The sequence below is a fragment of the Candidatus Bartonella washoeensis Sb944nv genome (genome assembly GCF_000278135.1).
GTDB lineage: Bacteria > Pseudomonadota > Alphaproteobacteria > Rhizobiales > Rhizobiaceae > Bartonella > Bartonella washoeensis.
On sequence record NZ_JH725022.1, the window covers coordinates 459,983 to 481,479 of the forward strand.

Annotated in this window: 17 protein-coding genes; 13 read left to right on the forward strand and 4 right to left on the reverse strand. The window is 39.0% G+C overall.

The annotated features are described in order from the left end of the window. Nucleotides 1–80 precede the first annotated feature (80 nt). The 4 genes from rpoC to MCQ_RS01995 all read left to right on the forward strand — a co-directional run bounded on the left by rpoC (nt 81) and on the right by MCQ_RS01995 (nt 8,232). Entirely contained in the window at nt 81–4,292 is a 4,212-nt protein-coding gene (gene rpoC, locus MCQ_RS01975) for a DNA-directed RNA polymerase subunit beta' (protein WP_006923212.1), read from the forward strand. Between the two features lie 881 nt (nt 4,293–5,173). Next, nucleotides 5,174–5,560, forward strand: coding sequence for a MerR family transcriptional regulator (locus MCQ_RS01980; RefSeq protein WP_035007716.1), 387 nt, complete (start codon nt 5,174–5,176; stop codon nt 5,558–5,560). 229 nt (nt 5,561–5,789) lie between these two features. Then, nucleotides 5,790–6,479, forward strand: coding sequence for a nitroreductase (locus tag MCQ_RS01985; RefSeq protein WP_006923215.1), 690 nt, complete (start codon nt 5,790–5,792; stop codon nt 6,477–6,479). Between the two features lie 355 nt (nt 6,480–6,834). Further along, nucleotides 6,835–8,232, forward strand: a complete 1,398-nt coding sequence (locus tag MCQ_RS01995; RefSeq protein WP_006923216.1) for an L-serine ammonia-lyase — start codon at nt 6,835–6,837, stop codon at nt 8,230–8,232. A gap of 492 nt (nt 8,233–8,724) precedes the next feature. Here MCQ_RS01995 and MCQ_RS02000 read toward each other — a convergent pair whose 3' ends face one another. Beyond that, entirely contained in the window at nt 8,725–9,003 is a 279-nt protein-coding gene (locus tag MCQ_RS02000; RefSeq protein ID WP_006923217.1) for a hypothetical protein, read from the reverse strand. Between the two features lie 32 nt (nt 9,004–9,035). Continuing rightward, nucleotides 9,036–10,385: a D-alanyl-D-alanine carboxypeptidase gene (locus tag MCQ_RS02005; RefSeq protein ID WP_006923218.1), complete on the reverse strand. Its 1,350-nt coding sequence runs from the start codon at nt 10,383–10,385 to the stop codon at nt 9,036–9,038. Between the two features lie 242 nt (nt 10,386–10,627). On the opposite strand from MCQ_RS02005, the gene clpS reads away from it, so the two are divergent. Both clpS and clpA read left to right on the forward strand, forming a co-directional pair. After that, the gene (gene clpS, locus MCQ_RS02010) at nt 10,628–10,999 is read left to right on the forward strand and encodes an ATP-dependent Clp protease adapter ClpS (RefSeq protein ID WP_181461092.1); all 372 of its coding nucleotides are present in this window, start codon (nt 10,628–10,630) and stop codon (nt 10,997–10,999) included. A gap of 6 nt (nt 11,000–11,005) precedes the next feature. Then, nucleotides 11,006–13,357, forward strand: coding sequence for an ATP-dependent Clp protease ATP-binding subunit ClpA (gene clpA, locus MCQ_RS02015; RefSeq protein WP_006923220.1), 2,352 nt, complete (start codon nt 11,006–11,008; stop codon nt 13,355–13,357). A 7-nt stretch (nt 13,358–13,364) separates the two neighbouring features. Here the strand turns inward: clpA and MCQ_RS02020 are convergent, their stop codons facing one another. Both MCQ_RS02020 and MCQ_RS02025 read right to left on the reverse strand, forming a co-directional pair. After that, a complete protein-coding gene (locus tag MCQ_RS02020; RefSeq protein WP_006923221.1) occupies nt 13,365–13,787 on the reverse strand; it encodes an HIT family protein in 423 nt (140 codons plus the stop codon). Between the two features lie 55 nt (nt 13,788–13,842). Further along, nucleotides 13,843–14,304 (reverse strand): RidA family protein, encoded by a 462-nt coding sequence (locus MCQ_RS02025; protein ID WP_006923222.1) that lies wholly within the window; start codon nt 14,302–14,304, stop codon nt 13,843–13,845. Nucleotides 14,305–14,448: 144 nt separating this feature from the next. On the opposite strand from MCQ_RS02025, the gene MCQ_RS02030 reads away from it, so the two are divergent. The 7 genes from MCQ_RS02030 to rseP all read left to right on the forward strand — a co-directional run bounded on the left by MCQ_RS02030 (nt 14,449) and on the right by rseP (nt 21,454). After that, nucleotides 14,449–15,273, forward strand: coding sequence for an EipB family protein (locus MCQ_RS02030; RefSeq protein WP_006923223.1), 825 nt, complete (start codon nt 14,449–14,451; stop codon nt 15,271–15,273). Nucleotides 15,274–15,431: 158 nt separating this feature from the next. Next, nucleotides 15,432–16,205, forward strand: coding sequence for a 30S ribosomal protein S2 (gene rpsB, locus MCQ_RS02035; protein WP_006923225.1), 774 nt, complete (start codon nt 15,432–15,434; stop codon nt 16,203–16,205). A gap of 109 nt (nt 16,206–16,314) precedes the next feature. Continuing rightward, nucleotides 16,315–17,238, forward strand: a complete 924-nt coding sequence (gene tsf, locus MCQ_RS02040; RefSeq protein WP_006923227.1) for a translation elongation factor Ts — start codon at nt 16,315–16,317, stop codon at nt 17,236–17,238. A 157-nt stretch (nt 17,239–17,395) separates the two neighbouring features. Next, nucleotides 17,396–18,115 (forward strand): UMP kinase, encoded by a 720-nt coding sequence (gene pyrH / locus MCQ_RS02045; protein ID WP_006923229.1) that lies wholly within the window; start codon nt 17,396–17,398, stop codon nt 18,113–18,115. 37 nt (nt 18,116–18,152) lie between these two features. Continuing rightward, nucleotides 18,153–18,713 (forward strand): ribosome recycling factor, encoded by a 561-nt coding sequence (gene frr, locus MCQ_RS02050; RefSeq protein ID WP_006923230.1) that lies wholly within the window; start codon nt 18,153–18,155, stop codon nt 18,711–18,713. A gap of 761 nt (nt 18,714–19,474) precedes the next feature. Beyond that, entirely contained in the window at nt 19,475–20,293 is an 819-nt protein-coding gene (locus MCQ_RS02055) for a phosphatidate cytidylyltransferase (protein ID WP_006923232.1), read from the forward strand. A gap of 15 nt (nt 20,294–20,308) precedes the next feature. Continuing rightward, entirely contained in the window at nt 20,309–21,454 is a 1,146-nt protein-coding gene (gene rseP, locus MCQ_RS02060) for an RIP metalloprotease RseP (protein WP_006923234.1), read from the forward strand. Nucleotides 21,455–21,497 lie beyond the last annotated feature (43 nt).

Consider the following 21,497-nt stretch of genomic DNA (forward strand, 5'->3'; position numbering starts at 1 on the left):
GCAACAAGTTTTAAATAAGGTCTGTAGTAGAATTAATGAGATATTACAACAGGTTCTAAGAATCTTTGAAGGAGAACAGCATGAACCACGAGGTCATGAATCTTTTCAATCCTCATGCGCCAGCGCAGACATTTGACTCTATTCGTATTTCAATTGCGAGCCCTGAGAAGATTTTGTCCTGGTCATACGGTGAGATCAAGAAGCCTGAGACTATTAATTATAGGACTTTTAAGCCAGAGCGTGATGGTCTTTTCTGTGCGCGTATATTTGGTCCGATAAAAGACTATGAATGTTTATGCGGTAAATATAAACGCATGAAATATAAGGGCATTATCTGTGAGAAATGTGGTGTAGAGGTTACTCTTTCGCGTGTACGTCGTGAGCGTATGGGACACATTGAGCTTGCGGCGCCTGTAGCTCATATTTGGTTCCTTAAATCGTTACCAGGTCGTATTTCTACACTTTTAGATTTGACTTTGAAAGATATTGAGCGGGTTCTTTATTTTGAAAATTATATTGTAACAGAACCAGGATTGACATCCCTTAAACTCCATCAGCTTCTTTCTGAAGAAGAATATATGCTTGCTATTGATGAGTTCGGTGAAGATCAGTTTACTGCCATGATTGGTGCTGAAGCTATTTATGAACTTCTAGCCAGCATGGAGTTAGAAAAAATCGCGAATGATTTACGTGTTGAATTGTCTGAGACGACTTCGGAGTTAAAGCAGAAGAAATTAATTAAACGACTTAAGATTGTTGAAAATTTCCTTGAATCTGGCAATAAACCAGAGTGGATGATTATGAAAACGATTCCGGTTATTCCACCAGATTTACGTCCATTGGTTCCACTTGATGGTGGCCGTTTTGCGACGTCAGATTTGAACGATCTTTATCGGCGGGTTATCAATCGTAATAACCGATTGAAGCGACTGATTGAATTGCGTGCTCCTGGAATTATTGTGCGCAATGAAAAGCGTATGGTGCAGGAAGCTGTTGATGCGTTGTTTGATAATGGTCGGCGTGGGCGTGTAATTACTGGAGCCAATAAGCGTCCGCTAAAATCTCTTTCAGATATGCTAAAAGGTAAGCAAGGACGTTTCCGTCAAAATTTACTTGGAAAACGTGTTGATTACTCGGGGCGTTCTGTTATTGTGACAGGCCCTGAATTAAAGTTACACCAATGTGGTCTCCCCAAAAAAATGGCTCTTGAACTATTTAAGCCATTTATTTATGCACGGCTTGATGCAAAGGGGTATTCGTCAACCGTAAAACAGGCAAAGAAGCTTGTTGAAAAAGAACATCCAGAGGTTTGGGATATCTTGGATGAAGTTATTCGTGAACATCCTGTTTTGCTGAACCGTGCACCGACATTGCACCGTTTGGGGATTCAAGCTTTTGAACCTGTTTTGATTGAGGGAAAAGCTATACAGCTTCATCCATTGGTATGTACTGCTTTTAATGCGGATTTTGATGGTGATCAGATGGCGGTTCATGTTCCGCTTTCTCTTGAAGCGCAGCTTGAAGCGCGTGTTTTGATGATGTCGACCAATAATATTCTTCATCCAGCCAATGGTGCACCAATTATTGTTCCGTCACAGGACATGGTTCTTGGTCTTTACTATCTTTCGATTGTTTCTGAAAAAGAACCGGGTGAGGGAATGGCTTTTTCCGACATAGGTGAGCTCTATCACGCATTGGAAAATAAGGTTGTAACTCTTCACACGAAGATCAAAGGCCGTGTTAAAAGTATAGGTAATGACGGGAAAGAAATTGCTAAACTTTATGATACTACGCCTGGTCGTTTGATTATTGGGGAGCTTTTGCCGAAAACCCCAAATATCTCATTTGATATTGTTAATCAAGAAATGACGAAAAAGAATATTTCGAAAATGATTGATCAAGTCTATCGACACTGTGGGCAAAAAGAGACGGTTATTTTCTGTGACCGTATTATGCAGCTCGGCTTTTCTCATGCTTGTCGAGCGGGAATTTCATTTGGTAAGGACGATATGGTTATTCCTGATAGCAAGTCACGTTTGGTTGCAGAAACGGAAGCTTTGGCTAAAGAATATGAACAGCAATATAATGATGGTCTGATTACGCAAGGTGAAAAGTATAACAAGGTTGTAGACGCTTGGGGTAAATGTACGGATCGCATTGCGGATGAAATGATGAAACGTATTCAGGCTGTCGAATTTGATCCTAAAACAGGTCGGCAGCGGCCAATGAACTCAATCTATATGATGTCGCATTCTGGTGCGCGTGGTTCTGCTAACCAGATGAAGCAGTTGGCTGGTATGCGTGGGTTAATGGCAAAACCATCTGGGGAAATTATTGAAACACCAATCATTTCAAATTTTAAAGAAGGTCTAACTGTTAACGAGTACTTCAACTCGACTCATGGTGCACGTAAAGGACTTGCTGATACGGCGTTAAAAACTGCCAACTCTGGTTATCTAACAAGGCGTCTTGTTGATGTTGCACAGGATGCTATTATTTCAGCAGTTGATTGTGGGACGGCAAAGGGTCTTACCATGCAGCCAATTGTTGATGCAGGACAAATTGTTGCATCTTTGGGGCAAAGAATTCTTGGTCGTACAGCGCTTGTTGATATTTTGCATCCAGTTTCTGGAGAGGTTATCCTTGAAGGTGGTGCAATGATTGAGGAGGCTGATGTTGCTGAGATTGAAGAAGCCGGAATTCAGTCTGTTCAAATCCGCTCTGCTTTGACATGTGAAACACGCCTTGGTGTTTGTGCAAAATGCTATGGACGTGATTTGGCGCGTGGGACACCGGTTAATCAGGGTGAGGCAGTTGGCGTTATTGCCGCTCAATCAATTGGTGAACCGGGAACTCAGCTTACTATGCGTACTTTCCACTTAGGCGGAACAGCACAGGTTGTTGATTCATCTCATTTAGAAGCATCTTATGAAGGTACGGTGGAAATTCGTAATCGCAATGTGGTTCGCAATTCTGAAGGCCATTTGGTAGTTATGGGACGTAATATGGCTGTCATTATCAAAGATGGGGCTGGAAAAGAGCGTATTGTGCATCGTATTAGCTATGGTGCGCGTATTTTTGTTGATGATGGTGACGTAGTTAGATGTGGCCAACGTATAGCGGAATGGGATCCCTACACACGTCCAATTCTAACTGAAGTTGAAGGTTATGTAGGCTTTGAAGACATGATTGATGGTTTATCAGTTACTGAGACGGCTGATGAATCTACGGGCATTACGAAGCGTTTGGTGATTGATTGGCGTGCAAATCCACGTGGTGCTGATCTAAAACCGGCTATTATCATCCATTCAGATAAAAAAGGTGAAAGTATTGCTAAATTGTATAAGGGTGGTGAAGCCCGTTACATGATGTCAGTGGAAACCATTCTTTCTGTTGAGCCTGGAGCCCATGTTAAAGCAGGTGATGTTATTGCTCGCTTGCCAATGGAAAGTGCTAAGACAAAAGATATTACGGGTGGTCTCCCGCGTGTGGCTGAGCTGTTTGAAGCGCGACGTCCAAAGGATCACGCTATCATTGCCGAGGTTAGTGGTACGATCCGGTTTGGTCGTGGTTATAAGAATAAGCGCCGTATTATCATTGAACCAAATGATGAAACTCTCGAGCCAGTAGAATATTTGATTCCAAAGGGCAAGTTGTTTCACTTCCAAGAAGGCGATCAAATTGAAAAAGGAGATTATATCCTCGATGGTAATCCTGCTCCTCACGATATCTTGGCGATTAAAGGGGTTGAAGCTTTGGCGTCTTATCTTGTTAATGAAATCCAAGAAGTTTATCGTTTGCAGGGTGTTTTAATTAATGACAAGCACATTGAAGTGATTGTTCGTCAGATGTTGCAAAAAGTTGAAATTACTGAATCTGGAGATTCTGGTTATATTCCGGGTGATCATGTTGACCGTATTGAATTGGATGAAATCAATGATAATTTGATTGCAGAAGGGAAAAGACCTGCATCTGGTAATCCTATCCTTCTTGGGATTACAAAGGCTTCTCTTCAAACACCATCCTTTATTTCGGCAGCATCATTTCAGGAAACAACTCGAGTACTTACTGAGGCGGCTGTTTCTGGAAAGATTGATACTTTGCAAGGTCTTAAGGAGAATGTTATTGTCGGTCGTCTTATTCCTGCAGGTACAGGTGGTACGATTGCTCAAATCCGCCGCATTGCTGCAGTTCGTGATGATTTGATTGTTGATGAACGGCGTAAGTCTAGTAATAACGAAGAGGCTAAAGCTATGTTAACAAATATGACAGCCGGAGCAATTTCTGAGTAATTTGAATGCATGTCAGCAGTGATATAAAAATGCCTGAATGTAGAGTTTGGGCATTTTTTGATTTTTAAAGGCAGAAATAGTATCTTTTTTGATAAATATAACTGTAAGGCGATTGCCATTTCGAATACCTTTGAAGTTGATTATACTTATGCTGTATTTTTCGATAAGATATTAATTTATAAGCATAATTCATTATTTTAATTTGAATTAGCTCCCGAATATCGTATGATTCTCTTATCTTATTAAACCTATTTATGATAAAACAATCAAAACCATTTGCTTGTACGTCACAAGTGGGGATTAGTATATGGATAAAAAAACGTTTAAGAAAGGCGTAAATATGCCTTTTATCAAGCATCTCAATGTAATAGCATTCCAGCAAAATTGGGAGATGACGAATACAAATGACGGTGCTGGTTTGTCACTTTCATAAGTGTAAAGATGTTGATCTAATGATAGCAATCTTTTTATTGCTTAATTTATTTAATTTATAAAGTTTCTCATTAGAGTTTATTTTCAATACATTCAAAGTTGAAAAGTTTATCAGGATAATATGATGGACTGGCATACGTGAAGGGGAAAGGATAAATTATCTTAAAATGAGGTGACGACAGCTTTTGAAGATCATTAGAATTTTTTTGATTATATTTTTTATAAAGAAAAGCCTGAAAAGGCATCATAACGAATAATTAAAAATCTTTTCTATAATCCGAAAAATAATCAATTTTCTGACGTAGATGTCTGCATGACTGGGAAATTTTTATTCCTTATTAAACATGCAAGAAAGCAGAGGATAAAGAGGATAAAATGCTAACTAAAATTTATAAAAGACAGCTATGCTATTTGCTAATAGTGTGATCTATGAAAACAGAATGATAGGAATGTACGGATATTATTCAATTGGTGAATTGACACGGGAGTTTTCAATAACTGCTCGGACTTTGCGTTATTATGAAGAAGAAGGGCTTCTTGTGCCTGTCCGGCGTGGGGGCATACGGCTTTATACGCAAACGGATCGTCATAAATTAAAACAAATACTGCGTGCTAAAAGAGTTAAATTTTCTTTGTCTGAGATATCTGATATGTTAGCTATGGCGGGCAAACCGCCAGATGATGAGAAAAAGCTTAAGGAATTAATTGCAAGGATTAATAAAAAACGGGCTGATTTACAGCAGATGCAGCACGATATTAATGATCTGCTGCATGATTTAGAACGTATCGAGGAGACTTTTTTTGAGAGTTTAGCTGAATTAGGAGTTAATCGTTGATTTTAAAATTTGTTTCATTCATTCATTCATTTTCGATGATTGCCTTGTCATTAAAAGATCTGCTGTGATAGTTTTTAAGTAACAAATATTGATAATGCATAGAGTTTATAAATCATTCGAGAAGAGTAGAGCGAATAAAAAGTGTTGCTAAGTTTTTTAGTGACATGTTGTCTTTATGAGAAGACAACAATATCCAGTTTTATTTTTCTACAAAGAGAAAGTAAAAATAATGACGGATTCTCCTATTGATATTTTCCAATCTATTCTGTCACGAAAGTCAATTCGAGCTTTTACTAATCAGCCGGTTACACAGGAAACAATCAAAGAAATTTTAAAATTTGCAGCACGTGCTCCATCTGGAACAAATCTCCAACCGTGGCAAGTGATTGTTTTAACTGGAAAAATTTTGCAGCGAGTGGGAGAGCAACTCTCACAACTCGTACTCTCAGGTGTAAAGGGAGAACGTGAATTTGATTATTATCCACGTCAATGGCGTGAGCCTTATCTTTCGAGGCGTCGTAAAGTTGGTTTGGATCTTTATAAAAGTCTTGGAATTCAAAAAGGTGAGCAGGAAAAAATGCTTCACCAGAAGGCACGGAACTTTACATTTTTTGGCGCACCTGTGGGATTCTTGTTCACAATAGATCATGACATGGAAATGGGGAGTTGGCTTGATTTAGGTATGTTTATGCAGACCCTTATGTTAGCAGCGCGTGGATTTGGATTAGATACATGTTGTCAGGCTGCTTTTGCCGATTATCACAAACAAATTCGTACGCTTTTGTCAGTCCCTTCTGATCGGCATATTATCTGTGGTATGGCACTTGGTTATCGTGATGTGAACGCCCCAGAAAACAATTTTGAGACTGAACGCGAACCAATCGAGAGTTTTGTACGTTTTATTGAAACATATCCATAGAATATTTTTATGTAATTAAGCGTAAAGTTTTAAGAACTTGAGATATTATCACAAATTTCGGTGGGAACCTTTCATTTTTGTTAAATTTTAATATTGCATGTTAACAGTTATTTTACTACGTTTAAGACATTAAGAGAATGATTGCTCGGGGATCATTGTTAGTTTTTTTGAAGGTTAGCTATGGAAAGCGCTATAGAAAGAAAATGCTGGGTAGTAGCGAGACGAGCGACATTCGTGTTTATTTTTGTTATTTTTTTAGCTTATCTCGCAATGTGATTTTAAATAGCACAGAAATGGTAAAAAGGCGTGCACTCAAAGTTCATATTTGATTTTGAGGTGAATTTTGAGGTGATCGGTGTTTTTATCTGTTTTTGAACTTTTTAAAATTGGTATTGGTCCTTCTAGCTCACATACAATGGGGCCGATGACTGCTGCTAATATGTTTTTGCAAGAGATTGTTGCACGAAATTTTAGGGGGCCATCTCATGCTAAAGTTTCTCATATACGTGTCTATCTTTATGGTTCATTAGCTTTCACGGGAATTGGTCATGCTACAGATAGAGCTATTATATTGGGGCTTGCGGGAGAAGAAGCTTCTACTATTGATCCTGACCATATAGAGTTGCTGTTAGAAAAGGTTGAACGTGAAAAGAAAGTGCAACCGAAAGGTCATCCTGCTTATCAGTTTGATTTGCAAAGTGATCTTATTTTTGAACGAAAGATAACCTTATCTGGTCATGCTAATGGGCTTGCATTTGAAGGGCTGGATGCTGATGGCAATGTTCTTTTACGGCAAATTTATTATTCTATCGGTGGTGGCTTTGTTGTGACTGAGGATGAATTAAGTCGTAGGAATAATAATAGACAACCAGAAACATCTACAGTGCCATATCCCTTTGATTCTGCAAGTAAGATGTTGGCAATGTCAGAAAAATCAGGACTTTCAATTGCTGAAATGAAGCGTATAAATGAAGAGACAAAGATGGAGCGTTGTGCTCTTAATAGTGGGCTTGATAAAATTTTTTCAGCTATGATAAAGTGCATTGAGAGAGGACTTTCACAAGAAGGTGAGTTACCGGGTGGGTTGCATGTTCAAAGGCGTGCTAAAAAACTGCATGATAAGCTTTCGGAAGTTCGAAAGAAAAATCGTAATCACCCACTTTGGGCAAATGATTGGCTTTCTGTTTACGCTATAGCTGTGAATGAGGAAAACGCGGCGGGTGGTCGTGTTGTTACGGCACCGACAAATGGTGCTGCTGGTGTAGTACCTGCAGTTTTGCGTTATTATCTTCAATTTAATGATGGTTCAGATCGAGAGGGGATACATAATTTTTTGTTGACGGCAGCAGCTATTGGTGGTGTCATCAAACATAATGCTTCTATTTCTGGTGCAGAAGTTGGTTGTCAAGGTGAAGTTGGGACGGCATCTTCAATGGCAGCCGCAGGGTTGACGGCGGCATTGGGGGGAACTCCAGCTCAAATTGAAAACGCAGCAGAAATTGCACTTGAGCATCATTTGGGAATGACATGTGATCCGGTTGCAGGTCTTGTACAGGTTCCTTGTATTGAACGCAACGCAATGGGTGCCGTTAAGGCGGTGACAGCTTCTTCCCTAGCGTTGCATGGTGATGGGAGACATTTTGTTTCTCTTGATGCTTGTATAGAAACAATGCGCCAGACTGGACATGATATGAGTGAACGCTATAAAGAAACGAGTAAAGCTGGCTTGGCAGTCAATGCAATATCCTGTTAAAGCATGCCAATGATATTTAATCTGATAAATTCTTTACGGCTTTTTCATTGATAAGAGTCATATTTTTAAATTGCTTTCTCGTGTTGAAAAACACAAGTTCAGAAGAGGACTTAGGCAATTTTGAACAACGTCTGTGTTGCTTGGACAGCCTCGCGAGTTATTGAAGAAGATTTTTTTTTCACAACATTTACAATGAGAAAATTGCGCATCCAATGTCGAGCCTTACTTTATTTCTTATACAAAGAGTACCAAGGACAAGCTTCGATATTAAACCCCAAAATAGGCTAACATTTGGCGGGTTTAATGCATTTTAAAAGGGATAGTTTTATTGAAAAGCTGAAGATGTTTATACAGATAGTTGAACAGAAGTTGGTGACGCAATTCTTATAAATTTAAGGAAGAAGTGCGACTGTGAAAGGATTTTTAAAGATTATAGGCAATGTGAGACAACGCTCATTAATAAAATCATTTTTTGTGAAATTACTTATAAAACTAGACATTTGTAGCACCTAGATGGATTTTAATAGGGACACTACCGGTTTGGCTTGCAACGCGTAAATGAATGCGGACATGAGGCATTGCGAGACGACGATTTCGCGTTGTTTGGCAAATAAGAAGATTAACAAGAGACTGCGTATCTAGCGTAGTGGGAGTAGATTTTAAGCCAGCAAGTTTTGTTGCAGCATCGTGAAGAAAGCGCAATGAGAGCAGAGATGATTGCTTCAATAATTTTTCTTTTTCAGAAGAGGAAGCAAGAGCATTATCTGTCATGATACTATCCTTAACGCAGAATTCAAAAATTTTTAGTAAGCTACAGTATAGCAGTTAAAATTTGCTTTCTTTAACGTCGAACAAGCATTGAATGCAGCTTTTTTTGATTGAAAGCCTATAAACCGCGCACGATAATAGCGACGTCCACTTTTTTCAAACAGTTGCATATGTGAAGATGCCTGCTTTAAAGTGGGATAGGCTATGTTTTTTGCTTTTAAAAGCAGAGCCTTTGCTTGTTCTTTACTGGGTAGAGAACCAATTTGGATGGCCCATCCGGCGTTTGTAGACAAAGAAGCCGTAACAATTTTATTTGTCTCAACGGGTACAGTTTTTTGAGGGTTAGGGATTGGTATAATTACTTGGTTTACAGCGGCTATTGCTGTGTTGGAATTTCTAGGTTGTTCTGCAAATGCTGTTAACATAGTAGAAATTTCGTTATCGAGATCGTTTGGATCAGCTTTAATGAGTGGTATAGGGATATTGATGCCAGTGGGTAAGTTATAGTGTGCAGAAGCCATTAAACGTCCATTACTTTTCATGCGGCTTGCTTTCGGTAAATATTGATTCAATAAGCTAGCCATATGGGTATCACGTGCGGTAGATGATTTACCTCCCATCACGACAGCAACGATAGAACGTCCATCAATATGCATTGATGTTGCCAAATTAGAACCTGACATTTGTGTGTAACCAGTCTTAATTCCATCGACACCTTTTATTGTTTGAACGAGTTTATTATGGCTATTAACTGTATGTCCACGGAAAACAAAACTTTTTATTTTGAACAGCTTATACTGTTGTGGAAAATGTTTGCGTAGAGCTAATGACAAAGTGGCCATATCCCGTGCTGTGGAATAATTGCGCACATCGGGGAGTCCCGAAGCATTTGCGAAGTGGGTGTTTATCATACCAAGTTTTTTGGCTTTAGCTGTCATCATTCGAGCGAATTTTTTTTCATTGCCGCCAAGATATTCAGCAATGGCAGTAGCAACATCATTTGCTGATCTTGTAATGAGTGCTTTAGCAGCTGTTTGTGCAGAAATTGTTTGGCCTTCTTTAAATCCGAGTTTTGTTGGTGGGCGTGCTGCTGCATAACGTGAGACAGGAATTGGTGTATTTGGTGTTACACGACGCATATGCATAGATTCAAACAGCATGTACAGTGTCATCATTTTCGTCAAAGAAGCAGGATAACGTTTTAGCGTTGCATTGGCTTGAAATAAGGTTTTTCCTGTATTTGCATCTATAACGATAGCGGCATATTTATCAGGGTAAGCTTCTTGAGGAGTAGCTGATGCCCAAGAGTAAGAAAGAGCTAAAACAACAAAAGCAATTGCTAACTTTTTATAGCAACGCACAATTTTTTGGCAATTAATATACACTTGCAGTATCCTATTTCTCCATACTCTGAAAAACTTCTATAAAGCTCCTTTTTACTAAAGCTTTTCGATGCAATTTAGACGAATGATATTACTAATTTGTTTACAGAAATATTTTTAGAGTCTTCATATTTAACCTAATCTCTCCCTCAAAAAAAGTTTTCCTTTTCTTTACACAAACAGGTATTGCAATAGTTATGAAAGAACTTAAGATTAATAAAAAGTAACCAGCACGGAAAATGATGATGGTACAGAAACTAATAACGAGTTCTATACTGCATACTATGCACAATGAAAAGGGCAAGAATTGGGATAAAAGCACGCATGATGCCGTTATAATACCGACAATTAGACCAAAACTTCAAAAGCCTAAATTGTATCGTGTCCTTTTACTTAATGATGATTACACACCTATGGATTTCGTTGTTTTTGTTTTGAAGAACTTTTTTAAAAAAAGTTTCGAAGAAGCAACGCGTATTATGTTAAATGTTCATTGGAATGGGGTAGGAGAATGCGGAATTTATAGTTATGAAGTAGCTGAAATGAAAATCGTACAAGTTAGGGAGTGCGCACGTCAAAATGAACATCCTTTACAATGCGTAATGGAATGGAAGTGAGGGGTTATGCCGTCTTTTACACCTAGTCTTGAAGAGGTTTTGCACCGCGCATTAACAATTGCGACTCAAGCGCGACATGAATATGCGACATTAGAGCATCTTCTTCTTGCTTTGCTAGATGATGCGGATGCAAGTTCAGTTATTCGAGCTTGTCAGGTGGATATGGAAGAATTACGAGAGCGCTTAACCAATTATATTCAGTCAGAATTGGATGTGCAGATTAGAGCTGATGAGGATACAAAACCGACAACATTTTTCCAGCGTGTTATTCAACGTGCAGTGATTCATGCTCAGTCCACTGGAAAAAACGAGGTGTCGGGAGCGAACGTTCTCGTTGCAATTTTTTCTGAACATGAAAGCTATGCAGCATATTTCCTCCAAGAGATGGGAATGACGCGCTATGATGCTGTGCGTTTCATCTCACACGGTATTACGCGTGATGATGGATTATCTATGTTACTTGAGGATCTTGAAGAGCAATTGGATCAACAGATTTCGGACAGTGGTGAGAAGGTGACGAGTGCACTGACTGCTTATTGTATTGATCTCAATTGCAAAGCACGCAATGGTAAAATTGATTTATTGATTGGCCGTGACGTAGAAATTTCACGAATGATTCAGGTTTTATGTCGAAGATCAAAAAACAACCCGCTCTTGGTGGGGGATCCTGGAGTTGGAAAAACCGCTATAATTGAAGGGTTAGCGAAACGTATTGTTGATGGGCAAGTGCCTGAAGTTTTATCAAATGCAATAATATTTTCCCTTGATATGGGAGCACTTGTTGCCGGTACGCGTTACCGCGGTGATTTTGAAGAGCGATTAAAGCAAATTATTAAAGAATTTGAGGCATTTCCAGATGGTATTTTATTTATTGATGAAATTCATACATTGATTGGAGCAGGAGCTACATTGGGGGGGAATATGGATGCAGCAAACCTTTTAAAACCTGCATTATCTTCTGGAATTATTCGATGTATTGGTTCGACGACTTACAGAGAATATCGCAAAATTTTTGAACAAGATCGAGCTTTAGAACGCCGTTTTCAAAAGATTGATGTTAACGAGCCTTCTGTTGCTGATGCAATTAAGATTTTACAAGGTTTAAAGCCTTATTTTGAAAAATTTCATCAAATCAAATATACTGATGAGGCGATGAAGGCATCCGTAGAATTATCTGCACGCTATATGATTGATCGTCGTTTACCTGATAAAGCGATTGATGTTGTTGATGAAAGTGGTGCAGCGCAAAAACTTTTGCCCAAAAAACAAAGAAAAAAAAGTATAGGTGTTAAAGAAATTGAAGCGACTGTTGCTACTATGGCAAGGATTCCACCAAAAACAGTTTCTGGAAATGATCAGAAAATTCTTAACAAGCTTGAAAGAGAACTCAAACATGTTGTTTATGGACAAGATCAGGCAATTTCCGCATTAGTGTCGTCAATTAAACTGGCGCGCGCAGGATTGCGCGAATTAGACAAACCAATAGGAAGTTATTTATTTTCAGGACCAACAGGTGTAGGAAAAACTGAGGTTGCCAAACAGCTTGCGTCTTCTTTAGGAATTGAACTGTTACGTTTTGATATGTCAGAATATATGGAACGGCATACTGTAGCGCGCTTAATCGGGGCACCTCCAGGTTACATAGGATTTGATCAAGGAGGTCTTCTTACAGATGCAGTTGACCAAAAGCCTCATGCAGTCTTGTTGCTGGATGAGATTGAAAAAGCGCATCCAGAATTATTTAATATTTTATTGCAGGTAATGGATTATGGTAAGTTAACAGACCATAATGGCAAAAAAATTGATTTCCGCAATATCATTTTAATTATGACAACCAACGCTGGTGCTTCAGATATGGCAAAGTCGGCTATCGGATTTGGCAAAGTGCGTCGCGATGGTGATGATATAGCTGCCATCAATCGGCTCTTTACACCGGAATTTCGTAATAGGCTGGATGCGATCATTCCGTTTGCACCTTTATCTCAGTTAATCATCAGTCAGATTGTGCAAAAGTTTATTTTTCAGCTTGAAGCACAATTGGCTGAGCGGGAGATTTGTTTTGAATTAAGTTCTTCTGCGATGGGGTGGCTTGCCAATAAAGGATACGATTCTCAAATGGGGGCGCGTCCTTTGAGTCGTGTCATCCAAGAACATATTAAAAAGCCGTTAGCTGACGAAATTTTATTTGGAAAGTTACGTAACGGTGGCATGGTTCGCGTATTGACACACAAATCAAATGAAGGAAAAGAGAAGTTACAGTTAAAAATTTTATCTTCTGATATGTCTGTTGGTGCAAAGAACAGAAAAACAACATATTTTACAAAAAAACATGTGGGGAAAAAAAGCTCAGCAACTTAAAAGTGTTTTAAAGAGCAGCACGGATTTTTTTTGCGTTCTCTTCAAGTATTTCTGTAGGTGTTATGACATTGTTATGAGAGCTAAGTGCTACTCCTTCCATACGTGGTATAATATGAAAATGCAGATGATAAACGGTTTGTTGGCTAGCTGCTTCATTAAATTGCATAACTGTTATACCATCTGCTTGAAAGGCTTTTTTGACAGCTTTGGCGATTTTTTGGACAGCTTTGATAACTGGAAACAATGTTTCAGTATCCGCGTCTAGCAAGTTTCTAGAGCCTTTTCGGGGAATGACTAGCGTGTGGCCTGGTGCTTGTGGCATGATATCCATGAATGCAATGACATCATCATCTTCATAGACACGGACGGAAGGGATTTCATTACGAATCAATTTAGCAAAAATATTGTTATTGTCATAAGTTTGTTTCATACAAAGATTTCCTTTTATTCGTTTTATGGAGGTGATGCTATGAGTGACTGGGAGTTTAGATTTCTATGATAGCTTCAATTTCTACCGGGACGTTCATAGGAAGAGAGGCAACACCAATAGCAGAACGAGCATGTTTTCCAGCTTCACCGAGGATATTGACAAGTAAATCAGAAGCTCCATTAGCGACAAGAGGAATATCGGTAAAATGAGGGTCGGCAGCAACAAAAACGCTGATTTTTACTACGCGCTTTATTTTATTTAAATCACCAAGAGTTGTTTTGATTTGTGCGAGAATATTGAGTGCGCAGGTTTCAGCTGATTTTTTTGCTTGTTCTGCGCTAACGGTTGTCCCCACTTTACCAATAGCTATTGGTTGTCCATTGAAAAGAGGGAGTTGTCCGGAGATAAAGAGTTGGTTGCCGCTTTGTGAAGCTGTTACATAATTGGCAATGGGTTGCACTGCTTCAGGAAGAGTAATTCCAAATTTTTTTAGACGGCTTTCAATCGTGTTGGTCATAATTAAACTCCATAGCTGTTTTTATAATGCATCTATTGCATAAACTATTTTTCGATTTAAGGAAATGTGTGGTTAATTGAAAAGTTAGCCTTTTTCGCCTTGTTGTATGATGGTATGCAGCGAGAAAAGAATTGGAAGTTGGGAATGTTCAGATCATTATTTATAATCATTTTATATAGTACTCTTTTATGTACTGCGAGAGCTGAAGAATCCGTTTTTGTTGCGCCACATCGAGCAATTTATGATTTCCAGCTCGATAATGTTTCTCATGAAATGACAATTTCAGGTATGACTGGGCGAATGGTTTACGAACTCACGGGTTCAGTATGTCATGGCTATACCACACGCTTTCGTTTTATCAGCCGTATGCATGTTGAAAATATGCCGGTGCGCTTAACGGATCAACAGACTACAAGTTATGAAACAGGTGATAGTCGCACATTTCATTTTAGCGTTACAGATCAGGTTGGACAAGAGGTTGCGCATCGTGCTGAAGGGATAGCAGAGCGTGTTCAAGATGGGATTATAGTTAAACTGAAAGAGCCAAAAGAGAAGGAATACAAGCTTGCAATGGCTGAGTTTCCAATTATGCAACTGAAGAGTATCATTCGGCATGCAAAGGCAGGTCGCCACTTTTATCACACTACCGTCTTTGATGGAACAGAGAAAGCAGACAAAGTCATAAAAGAAAGTGTCATTATTGGGGAAAAGAAGACGCATATATCTGATGATCAAACGGAAAAAATACAAAAGTTAGATGAATGGGAATATTGGCCAGTTACAATTTCTTATTTTGATGATGTAGAAAATAAAAATGGCTTACCTGTTTATCGTACCAGCTTTCTCTTACATGAAAATGGTGTCATGCGCGATCTTCATATAGATTATGGGACTTTTTCGGTGCGTGCAAAATTGAACAGTCTTGAATTTCTCGACGTTGGAAAAAATCTTGATCAATGCAAACATTAGATGATTGTATAAAATAACTTGAAAAAGAATTAAATATTAGTATGGTTACGCTACTCCACACGCAGAGTTTGGGTGTTTGCAAGGAAAGCTTAGCAGGCGTCCGCCGGTAGTAGGCTTGCCTACTTTTTCTGCGGAGGTTGAACCGGAAAGGATAAATTATGGCACTACCAGATTTTACTATGCACCAGCTTTTAGAAGCGGGTGTGCACTTTGGTCATCAGACTCATCGTTGGAATCCAAAGATGGCCCCCTATATTTACGGTCAGCGTAATAATATTCATATTATTGATCTTGCTCAGACTGTTCCACTTTTACACCAAGCACTAAAGCTTGTTTCAGATACCGTTGCGCGTGGTGGTCGCATTCTCTTTGTTGGTACTAAGCGGCAGGCATCTGAGATTGTTGCTGATGCGGCGAATCGTTCTGCACAGTATTATGTTAATGCGCGTTGGCTTGGTGGCATGTTGACAAATTGGAAGACGATTTCCCATTCGATACATCGTTTACGTAAGCTTGACAAAATTCTTGCTGCTGAAGCACAAGGTTTTACCAAAAAGGAGCGTTTGAATCTTGAACGTGACCGTGAAAAGCTTAATCGTGCGCTTGGGGGAATTAAGGATATGGGATCAGTTCCAGATCTTATATTTATCGTTGATACAAATAAGGAAAATATTGCTATCCAAGAAGCAAAGCGTTTAGGTATTCCTGTTATTGCTATCATTGATACCAACTGTGATCCTGATAACATCGATCATCCGATTCCCGGTAATGATGATGCTTCGCGGGCAATTTCTCTTTATTGTGATCTTTTTGCTCGTGCAGCTCTTGATGGTATTGCTCGTCAGCAAGGCGCAATGGGTGTTGATCTAGGAGCTCAAATTGATGCGCCTGTGGAGCCTGTTTTGGAAGATGCGGTTCCAGTTTCTGAATAGCAATTTAAAAACGCCTATTAGGGCACTTATTTTCTAAAGGAGAGGTTGTAAATGTGCATAGGATTTTCCTTCTTGCACATTTTCGCCATTACAGAACGAAGAGGCAAATATGAGCATTACTGCTGCACAAGTAAAAGAACTTCGAGAATTGTCGGGCGCTGGTATGATGGACTGCAAAGCGGCTTTGGCAGAGACCAATGGTGACATGGAGGCTGCTGTTGATTGGCTTCGTAAAAAAGGAATAGCCAAAGCAGATAAAAAGGCTGGTCGTACAGCTGCTGAGGGACTCATCGGAGTTGTATCAAAAGATTCGAGTGCGGTTTTGGTTGAAGTTAATTCTGAAACAGATTTTGTTGCGCGCAATGATGTCTTTCAAGACATTGTACGTAATGTCGCGACAGCTGCTTTGGATACACAGGGCAATGTTGAATCTGTTTCTGCATCTCTTTATCCTGGTTCTGAGAAGACTGTTGAGACGATAATTAAAGATGCGATTGGTACAATTGGCGAAAATATGACATTTCGTCGTTCTGCTAAACTTTCTGTTAAAGATGGTGTCGTTGCCACTTATATACACAATAGTGTGGCTGAAGGGCTGGGTAAACTTGGCGTTTTGGTTGCTGTTGAAACGGCAGGCAATAAAGAGGCTGCTGCTGCTTTCGGTAGGCAGGTTGCGATGCATATTGCTGCGACCAATCCATTGGCGCTAACAGCAGAAGATGTTGATGTTAGTGCTATTGAGCGTGAAAAAGCGATTTTTTCAGATCAAGCACGTCAATCTGGAAAGCCTGAAAATATCATTGAAAAAATGGTAGAAGGGCGTATGCGTAAGTTTTTCGAAGAGGTAGCTTTGCTTTCTCAAGCTTTTGTTATGAATCCTGATGTGACTGTTGAAGCAGCTTTAAAGGATGCTGAAAAATCGATTGGTGCACCGGCAAAAATTACAGGTTTTATTCGTTTTGCACTGGGCGAAGGTATAGAAAAAGAAGAGTCTGATTTTGCAGCAGAGGTTGCGGCTGCTGCAAAAGGTTAGCTCTTGAAAACTGTTTATCAGAGATTTGAAAATATATTATTTGTTATAAAATCACTGATAGTAAAAATTATGATTATTGAGAGGGCGTCACGTGGTAAAGTGGTGCCCTTAGTGGTGTCCAAAGCAAACAGTAAATGTGCTTTTGGGGAGGTTATCAATGGCGTTAGCGTTTCAGTATAAACGTATTCTTTTAAAGGTTTCTGGTGAAGCCCTTATGGGAGGGCAGAGCTTTGGGATTGATGTTTCTGTTGCCGACCGTGTCGCTGCTGATATTGCTGAAGTGCGGGCAATGGGTGTGGAAGTTGCTATTGTTATAGGTGGAGGCAATATTTTTCGTGGAGTTGCTGTTGCTTCGCGCGGTGGAGATCGTGTAACAGGTGATCATATGGGAATGCTTGCAACTGCTATTAATTCTTTAGCATTGCGAACATCATTGACAAAAATAGGGGTTGAAACAGTTGTATTATCTGCGATTGCTATGCCACAAATTTGTGAGAGTTTCTCACAACGTAAAGCGGTAGCTTATATGAATCAAGGAAAAGTCGTTATTTTTGCAGGAGGTACTGGTAATCCATTCTTTACCACTGATTCTGCCGCTACTTTACGTGCAGCAGAAATTGGTGCAGATGTTCTCCTGAAAGGAACACAAGTAGATGGTATTTATTCTGCAGATCCAAAGATAGACCCTACAGCTCAGCGTTTTGACCAATTAACACATGTCGAGATTCTGCAGCGGGGGTTGTCGGTTATGGATACAACGGCGGTTACTTTAGCGCGCGAAAACAATGTACCAATCATTGTGTATTCTATTCATGAGAAGGGTGGTTTAGCGAAGGTATTGAATGGGACAGGACGATTTACAATAGTATCTGAATGAAGATAATCTTAAAGGCGTAATTAAAGGAGACAGAAATATGAATGTTGCATCTATTATGGATGATTTGAAGCGTCGCATGGATGGTTCTATTTCGGCTTTTAAACACGAATTAGGTGGCTTGCGAACTGGGCGAGCATCAGCCAGTTTATTAGAGCCATTAACCGTTGAGGCTTATGGTTCTGTTGTACATATAAATCAGGTTGCAAATATTTCTGTTCCTGAACCGCGGATGCTTTCAGTTTCTGTATGGGATAAAACGATGGTAGGGGCTGTGGAGCGTGCTATTCGCGATTCTGGTCTTGGTTTAAATCCCATAACGGATGGTATGAATTTGCGTATTCCTTTACCTGAATTGAATGAAGAGCGCCGTAAAGAACTCGTAAAAATTGCGCATCATTATGCGGAGCAAGCTCGTATTGCTACGCGCCATGTTCGTCGGGATGGAATGGACAATTTGAAGAAATTAGAAAAAGAAGGTGAAATTGGTCAAGATGAGGCTCATGGTTTATCTGAGAAAGTTCAAAAACTCACAGATGAAACCATTGCTGATATTGATAAGATTTTGGCAGTAAAAGAATCTGAAATTATGCACGTTTAAGGTAATTTTTTTGCCAGAAATATTATATCTGTGTCTTATAACATCGTTCTTATGGGTAAAAAGCGGAGATGATGTGTTCTGTTGGTAGCAGGGCATGAGTATGAGGATAGATGTATTCTTGGATTGACTGTATAAGCAAGATTGATTTGAAGTGGCAAATGTTTTTTGAATTTTTATTTGCGCTTTAGGGGAGGGCTATCTGCTGGAGAAAATTATGTAACAGAATAATAAAAGGTTTTTGTTCAATGTAGCTTTATTAAGTTGCATGATAAAAATGTTTTTATGATTGAAGATCTTTCAAATATTCTATGGCAAATGTTAGAGAGGAATATGACAAAAGAAGTGCTTTAATTTTGCTGTTATTCTCTATTTAAAGAATACAATGGGATAGAGCAGATGATCGGTGTTTTACACAACGCGTTTCCGATGTCTTTTTAGCTTTTGAGCAGATGACTGATAGTTTGGTAGAAAAATGTTTTCATACGCAGTGAATACCAGATCTAAATTTTATAATTCGTGTAGGCAGGAACGACATTTTCTCATTCTTACGATTAATTGAATATTGGGAAATGTGTTTTGGGTTTGATCGTGATAAGTTTTCTGATTATTGTTCCTATGAACGCCATCTTGGTATATCCAATCATTTATGATAAATTATCGGTAAAGTTTGCAAAAATGTGAATGTAAAAATGCTACCGCGCAAAGTCTTTTGCTCGCATGACCTCTTGAGTTTGTAATTTATTTATTGTTTGGATGTTGTTTTGTCTAATCTTATTTCTCGTACTCTGACGGCTTTTGTTTTTGGTATTATTGCTTTAAGTTTAACATGGCTGGGAGGAACTTTATTTTTTTTGTTTGCATGGGTGATTGGCGGTTTTATTCTTTATGAATGGACTAGTATCACTAAAGAAAAATGGCATGTTTCTCAAAAAATATTAGTGGGTGTTTTTTATTTAGTTTTTGGCTCTTTGCTAGTAGCGAATGTGTCTGCTTCATTAATTTTTTGTATTTTGATAGCTTTGGCAGCACTGTTAGCTATTATCGGGCCTATAAAAAAGAGTGGTTGGATTTTTTTGGGTTTTTTATACGCATCTTTTCCGGTTGTGTCTTTGTGCTTTTTGCGAGGTTATGAGACGCTAGGATTCTGCGTTGTTATCTTCTTATTTACAATAGTGTGGGGAACAGATATTGCTGGATATTTTAGTGGACGTGCGTTTGGTGGTCCTAAATTAGCACCACAATTTTCTCCTAATAAAACGTGGGCAGGGGCGATTGGTGGTACATTTGTCGGAGTTTCTGGCGGTATATTGGTTGCTTTTCAGTTTTTTGATGTCAATTTAACAGGTTTTTTTGTGCCATTACTTGCACTTAGTTTATCGATTGTTTCGCAATTGAGTGATTTGGGACAATCATGGCTAAAAAGACAATTTTCAGTTAAAGATTCTAGTTCTTTATTGCCTGGACATGGTGGATTTATGGATCGTATGGATGGGTTGATAGGAGCTGCTTTTCTGCTTTATTTAATTGGTTCATTTATGTCTGATATGAATACACCTTTTAATCTTTTTCGTATGGTTTAATCGGGAGAAGATGTCTTGGATTTTTTGAATCATATAATCGCTATGGGCGACTTGCTTTTAAGAAGTTTAAGTGTTCTTTTCGTCGTTATAGTTATCATTTTTGTACATGAAGCTGGGCATTATCTCATTGGGCGGTGGTGCGGTATTAAGGCATCGGTTTTTTCACTTGGGTTTGGACCACAAATAGTGGGTTACACAGATAAGCATGGCACACAGTGGCGTTTGGCGCTTATTCCTTTGGGAGGATATGTAAAATTTATTGGTGATGAAGAAGCGGGTATATCGCCACCCCAATCATTTCCGATTGTTGATGGTTCATTTGCCAATGCACATGCTTGGAAAAAGGCAGCAACTGTTTTTGCTGGTCCTTTATTCAATGCCCTTTTTACCATTGTTATTTTAACGTTTTTTTTCTTTATTTATGGACGTGTAGCTATTGAACCTGTTGTTGGTTCTTTAGTAGAAGACTCTCCTGCTGTTCAGTCTGGTTTGGCATTGGGTGATCGTTTTATTGAAATGGATGGTCGTCGGGTTGAGAGTTTTGAAGATTTGATGAATCATGTGACTTCTCATGGTGGAGATCCTATAGAATTTAAAATAGAACGCGTGGGGCGGGTGTTTACGACGGTGGTTATACCAAAGGTAATTGAGCGAGATGATGGTTTTGGTAATCGGGTTCGCAGTGGTGTCATAGGTGTAGGGGTTCCTGTTGATCCAGATAATCCTACGCGTTTAGATCCAGCTTATGTAAAACATATTCGCTATAGTTTTGGTGAAGCTGTAAGAGAAGCATCAGAACGTGCTACGTTTATTGTTACCCAAACAATTTTTTTTATAAGTCGTTTAATAGGGGGGAAAGAAGATCATTGTCGGTTAAGTGGTCCCTCTAAGACGGTTAAGATTGCTTGGCAAATGAGTGAAACAGGTTTTATCTCTTTATTGAATTTTACAGCTTTTCTTTCTATAGGCGTTGGACTTATTAACCTTTTTCCGATTCCACCACTTGATGGTGGGCATTTGTTATTTCATGTTATTGAGATCATTGCTGGAAGGCCAATATCAGCTAAAATTCGGGAAATTATTTTTCGTTTAGGTTTCTTCATTGTTCTCTTATTTATTATTTTTGCGCTCTTTAACGATTATTTTTGTTGGTTTAGCTAATTAAATTATGGAAAACATTTTATAAATTAGGTAATAGTAGAAA

Excerpts from the sequence above, each read along its gene's own strand:
- MCQ_RS02030 (WP_006923223.1), top strand. The coding sequence starts at position 14,449 with ATGTTCAGATCATTATTTATAATCATTTTATATAGTACTCTTTTATGT.
- rpoC (WP_006923212.1), top strand. The coding sequence starts at position 81 with ATGAACCACGAGGTCATGAATCTTTTCAATCCTCATGCGCCAGCGCAG.
- MCQ_RS02000 (WP_006923217.1), bottom strand. The coding sequence starts at position 9,003 with ATGACAGATAATGCTCTTGCTTCCTCTTCTGAAAAAGAAAAATTATTG.
- pyrH (WP_006923229.1), top strand. The coding sequence starts at position 17,396 with ATGGCGTTAGCGTTTCAGTATAAACGTATTCTTTTAAAGGTTTCTGGT.
- MCQ_RS01985 (WP_006923215.1), top strand. The coding sequence starts at position 5,790 with ATGACGGATTCTCCTATTGATATTTTCCAATCTATTCTGTCACGAAAG.
- clpS (WP_181461092.1), top strand. The coding sequence starts at position 10,628 with ATGGTACAGAAACTAATAACGAGTTCTATACTGCATACTATGCACAAT.
- tsf (WP_006923227.1), top strand. The coding sequence starts at position 16,315 with ATGAGCATTACTGCTGCACAAGTAAAAGAACTTCGAGAATTGTCGGGC.
- rpsB (WP_006923225.1), top strand. The coding sequence starts at position 15,432 with ATGGCACTACCAGATTTTACTATGCACCAGCTTTTAGAAGCGGGTGTG.
- clpA (WP_006923220.1), top strand. The coding sequence starts at position 11,006 with ATGCCGTCTTTTACACCTAGTCTTGAAGAGGTTTTGCACCGCGCATTA.
- MCQ_RS02020 (WP_006923221.1), bottom strand. The coding sequence starts at position 13,787 with ATGAAACAAACTTATGACAATAACAATATTTTTGCTAAATTGATTCGT.
- MCQ_RS02025 (WP_006923222.1), bottom strand. The coding sequence starts at position 14,304 with ATGACCAACACGATTGAAAGCCGTCTAAAAAAATTTGGAATTACTCTT.
- MCQ_RS01980 (WP_035007716.1), top strand. The coding sequence starts at position 5,174 with ATGTACGGATATTATTCAATTGGTGAATTGACACGGGAGTTTTCAATA.
- frr (WP_006923230.1), top strand. The coding sequence starts at position 18,153 with ATGAATGTTGCATCTATTATGGATGATTTGAAGCGTCGCATGGATGGT.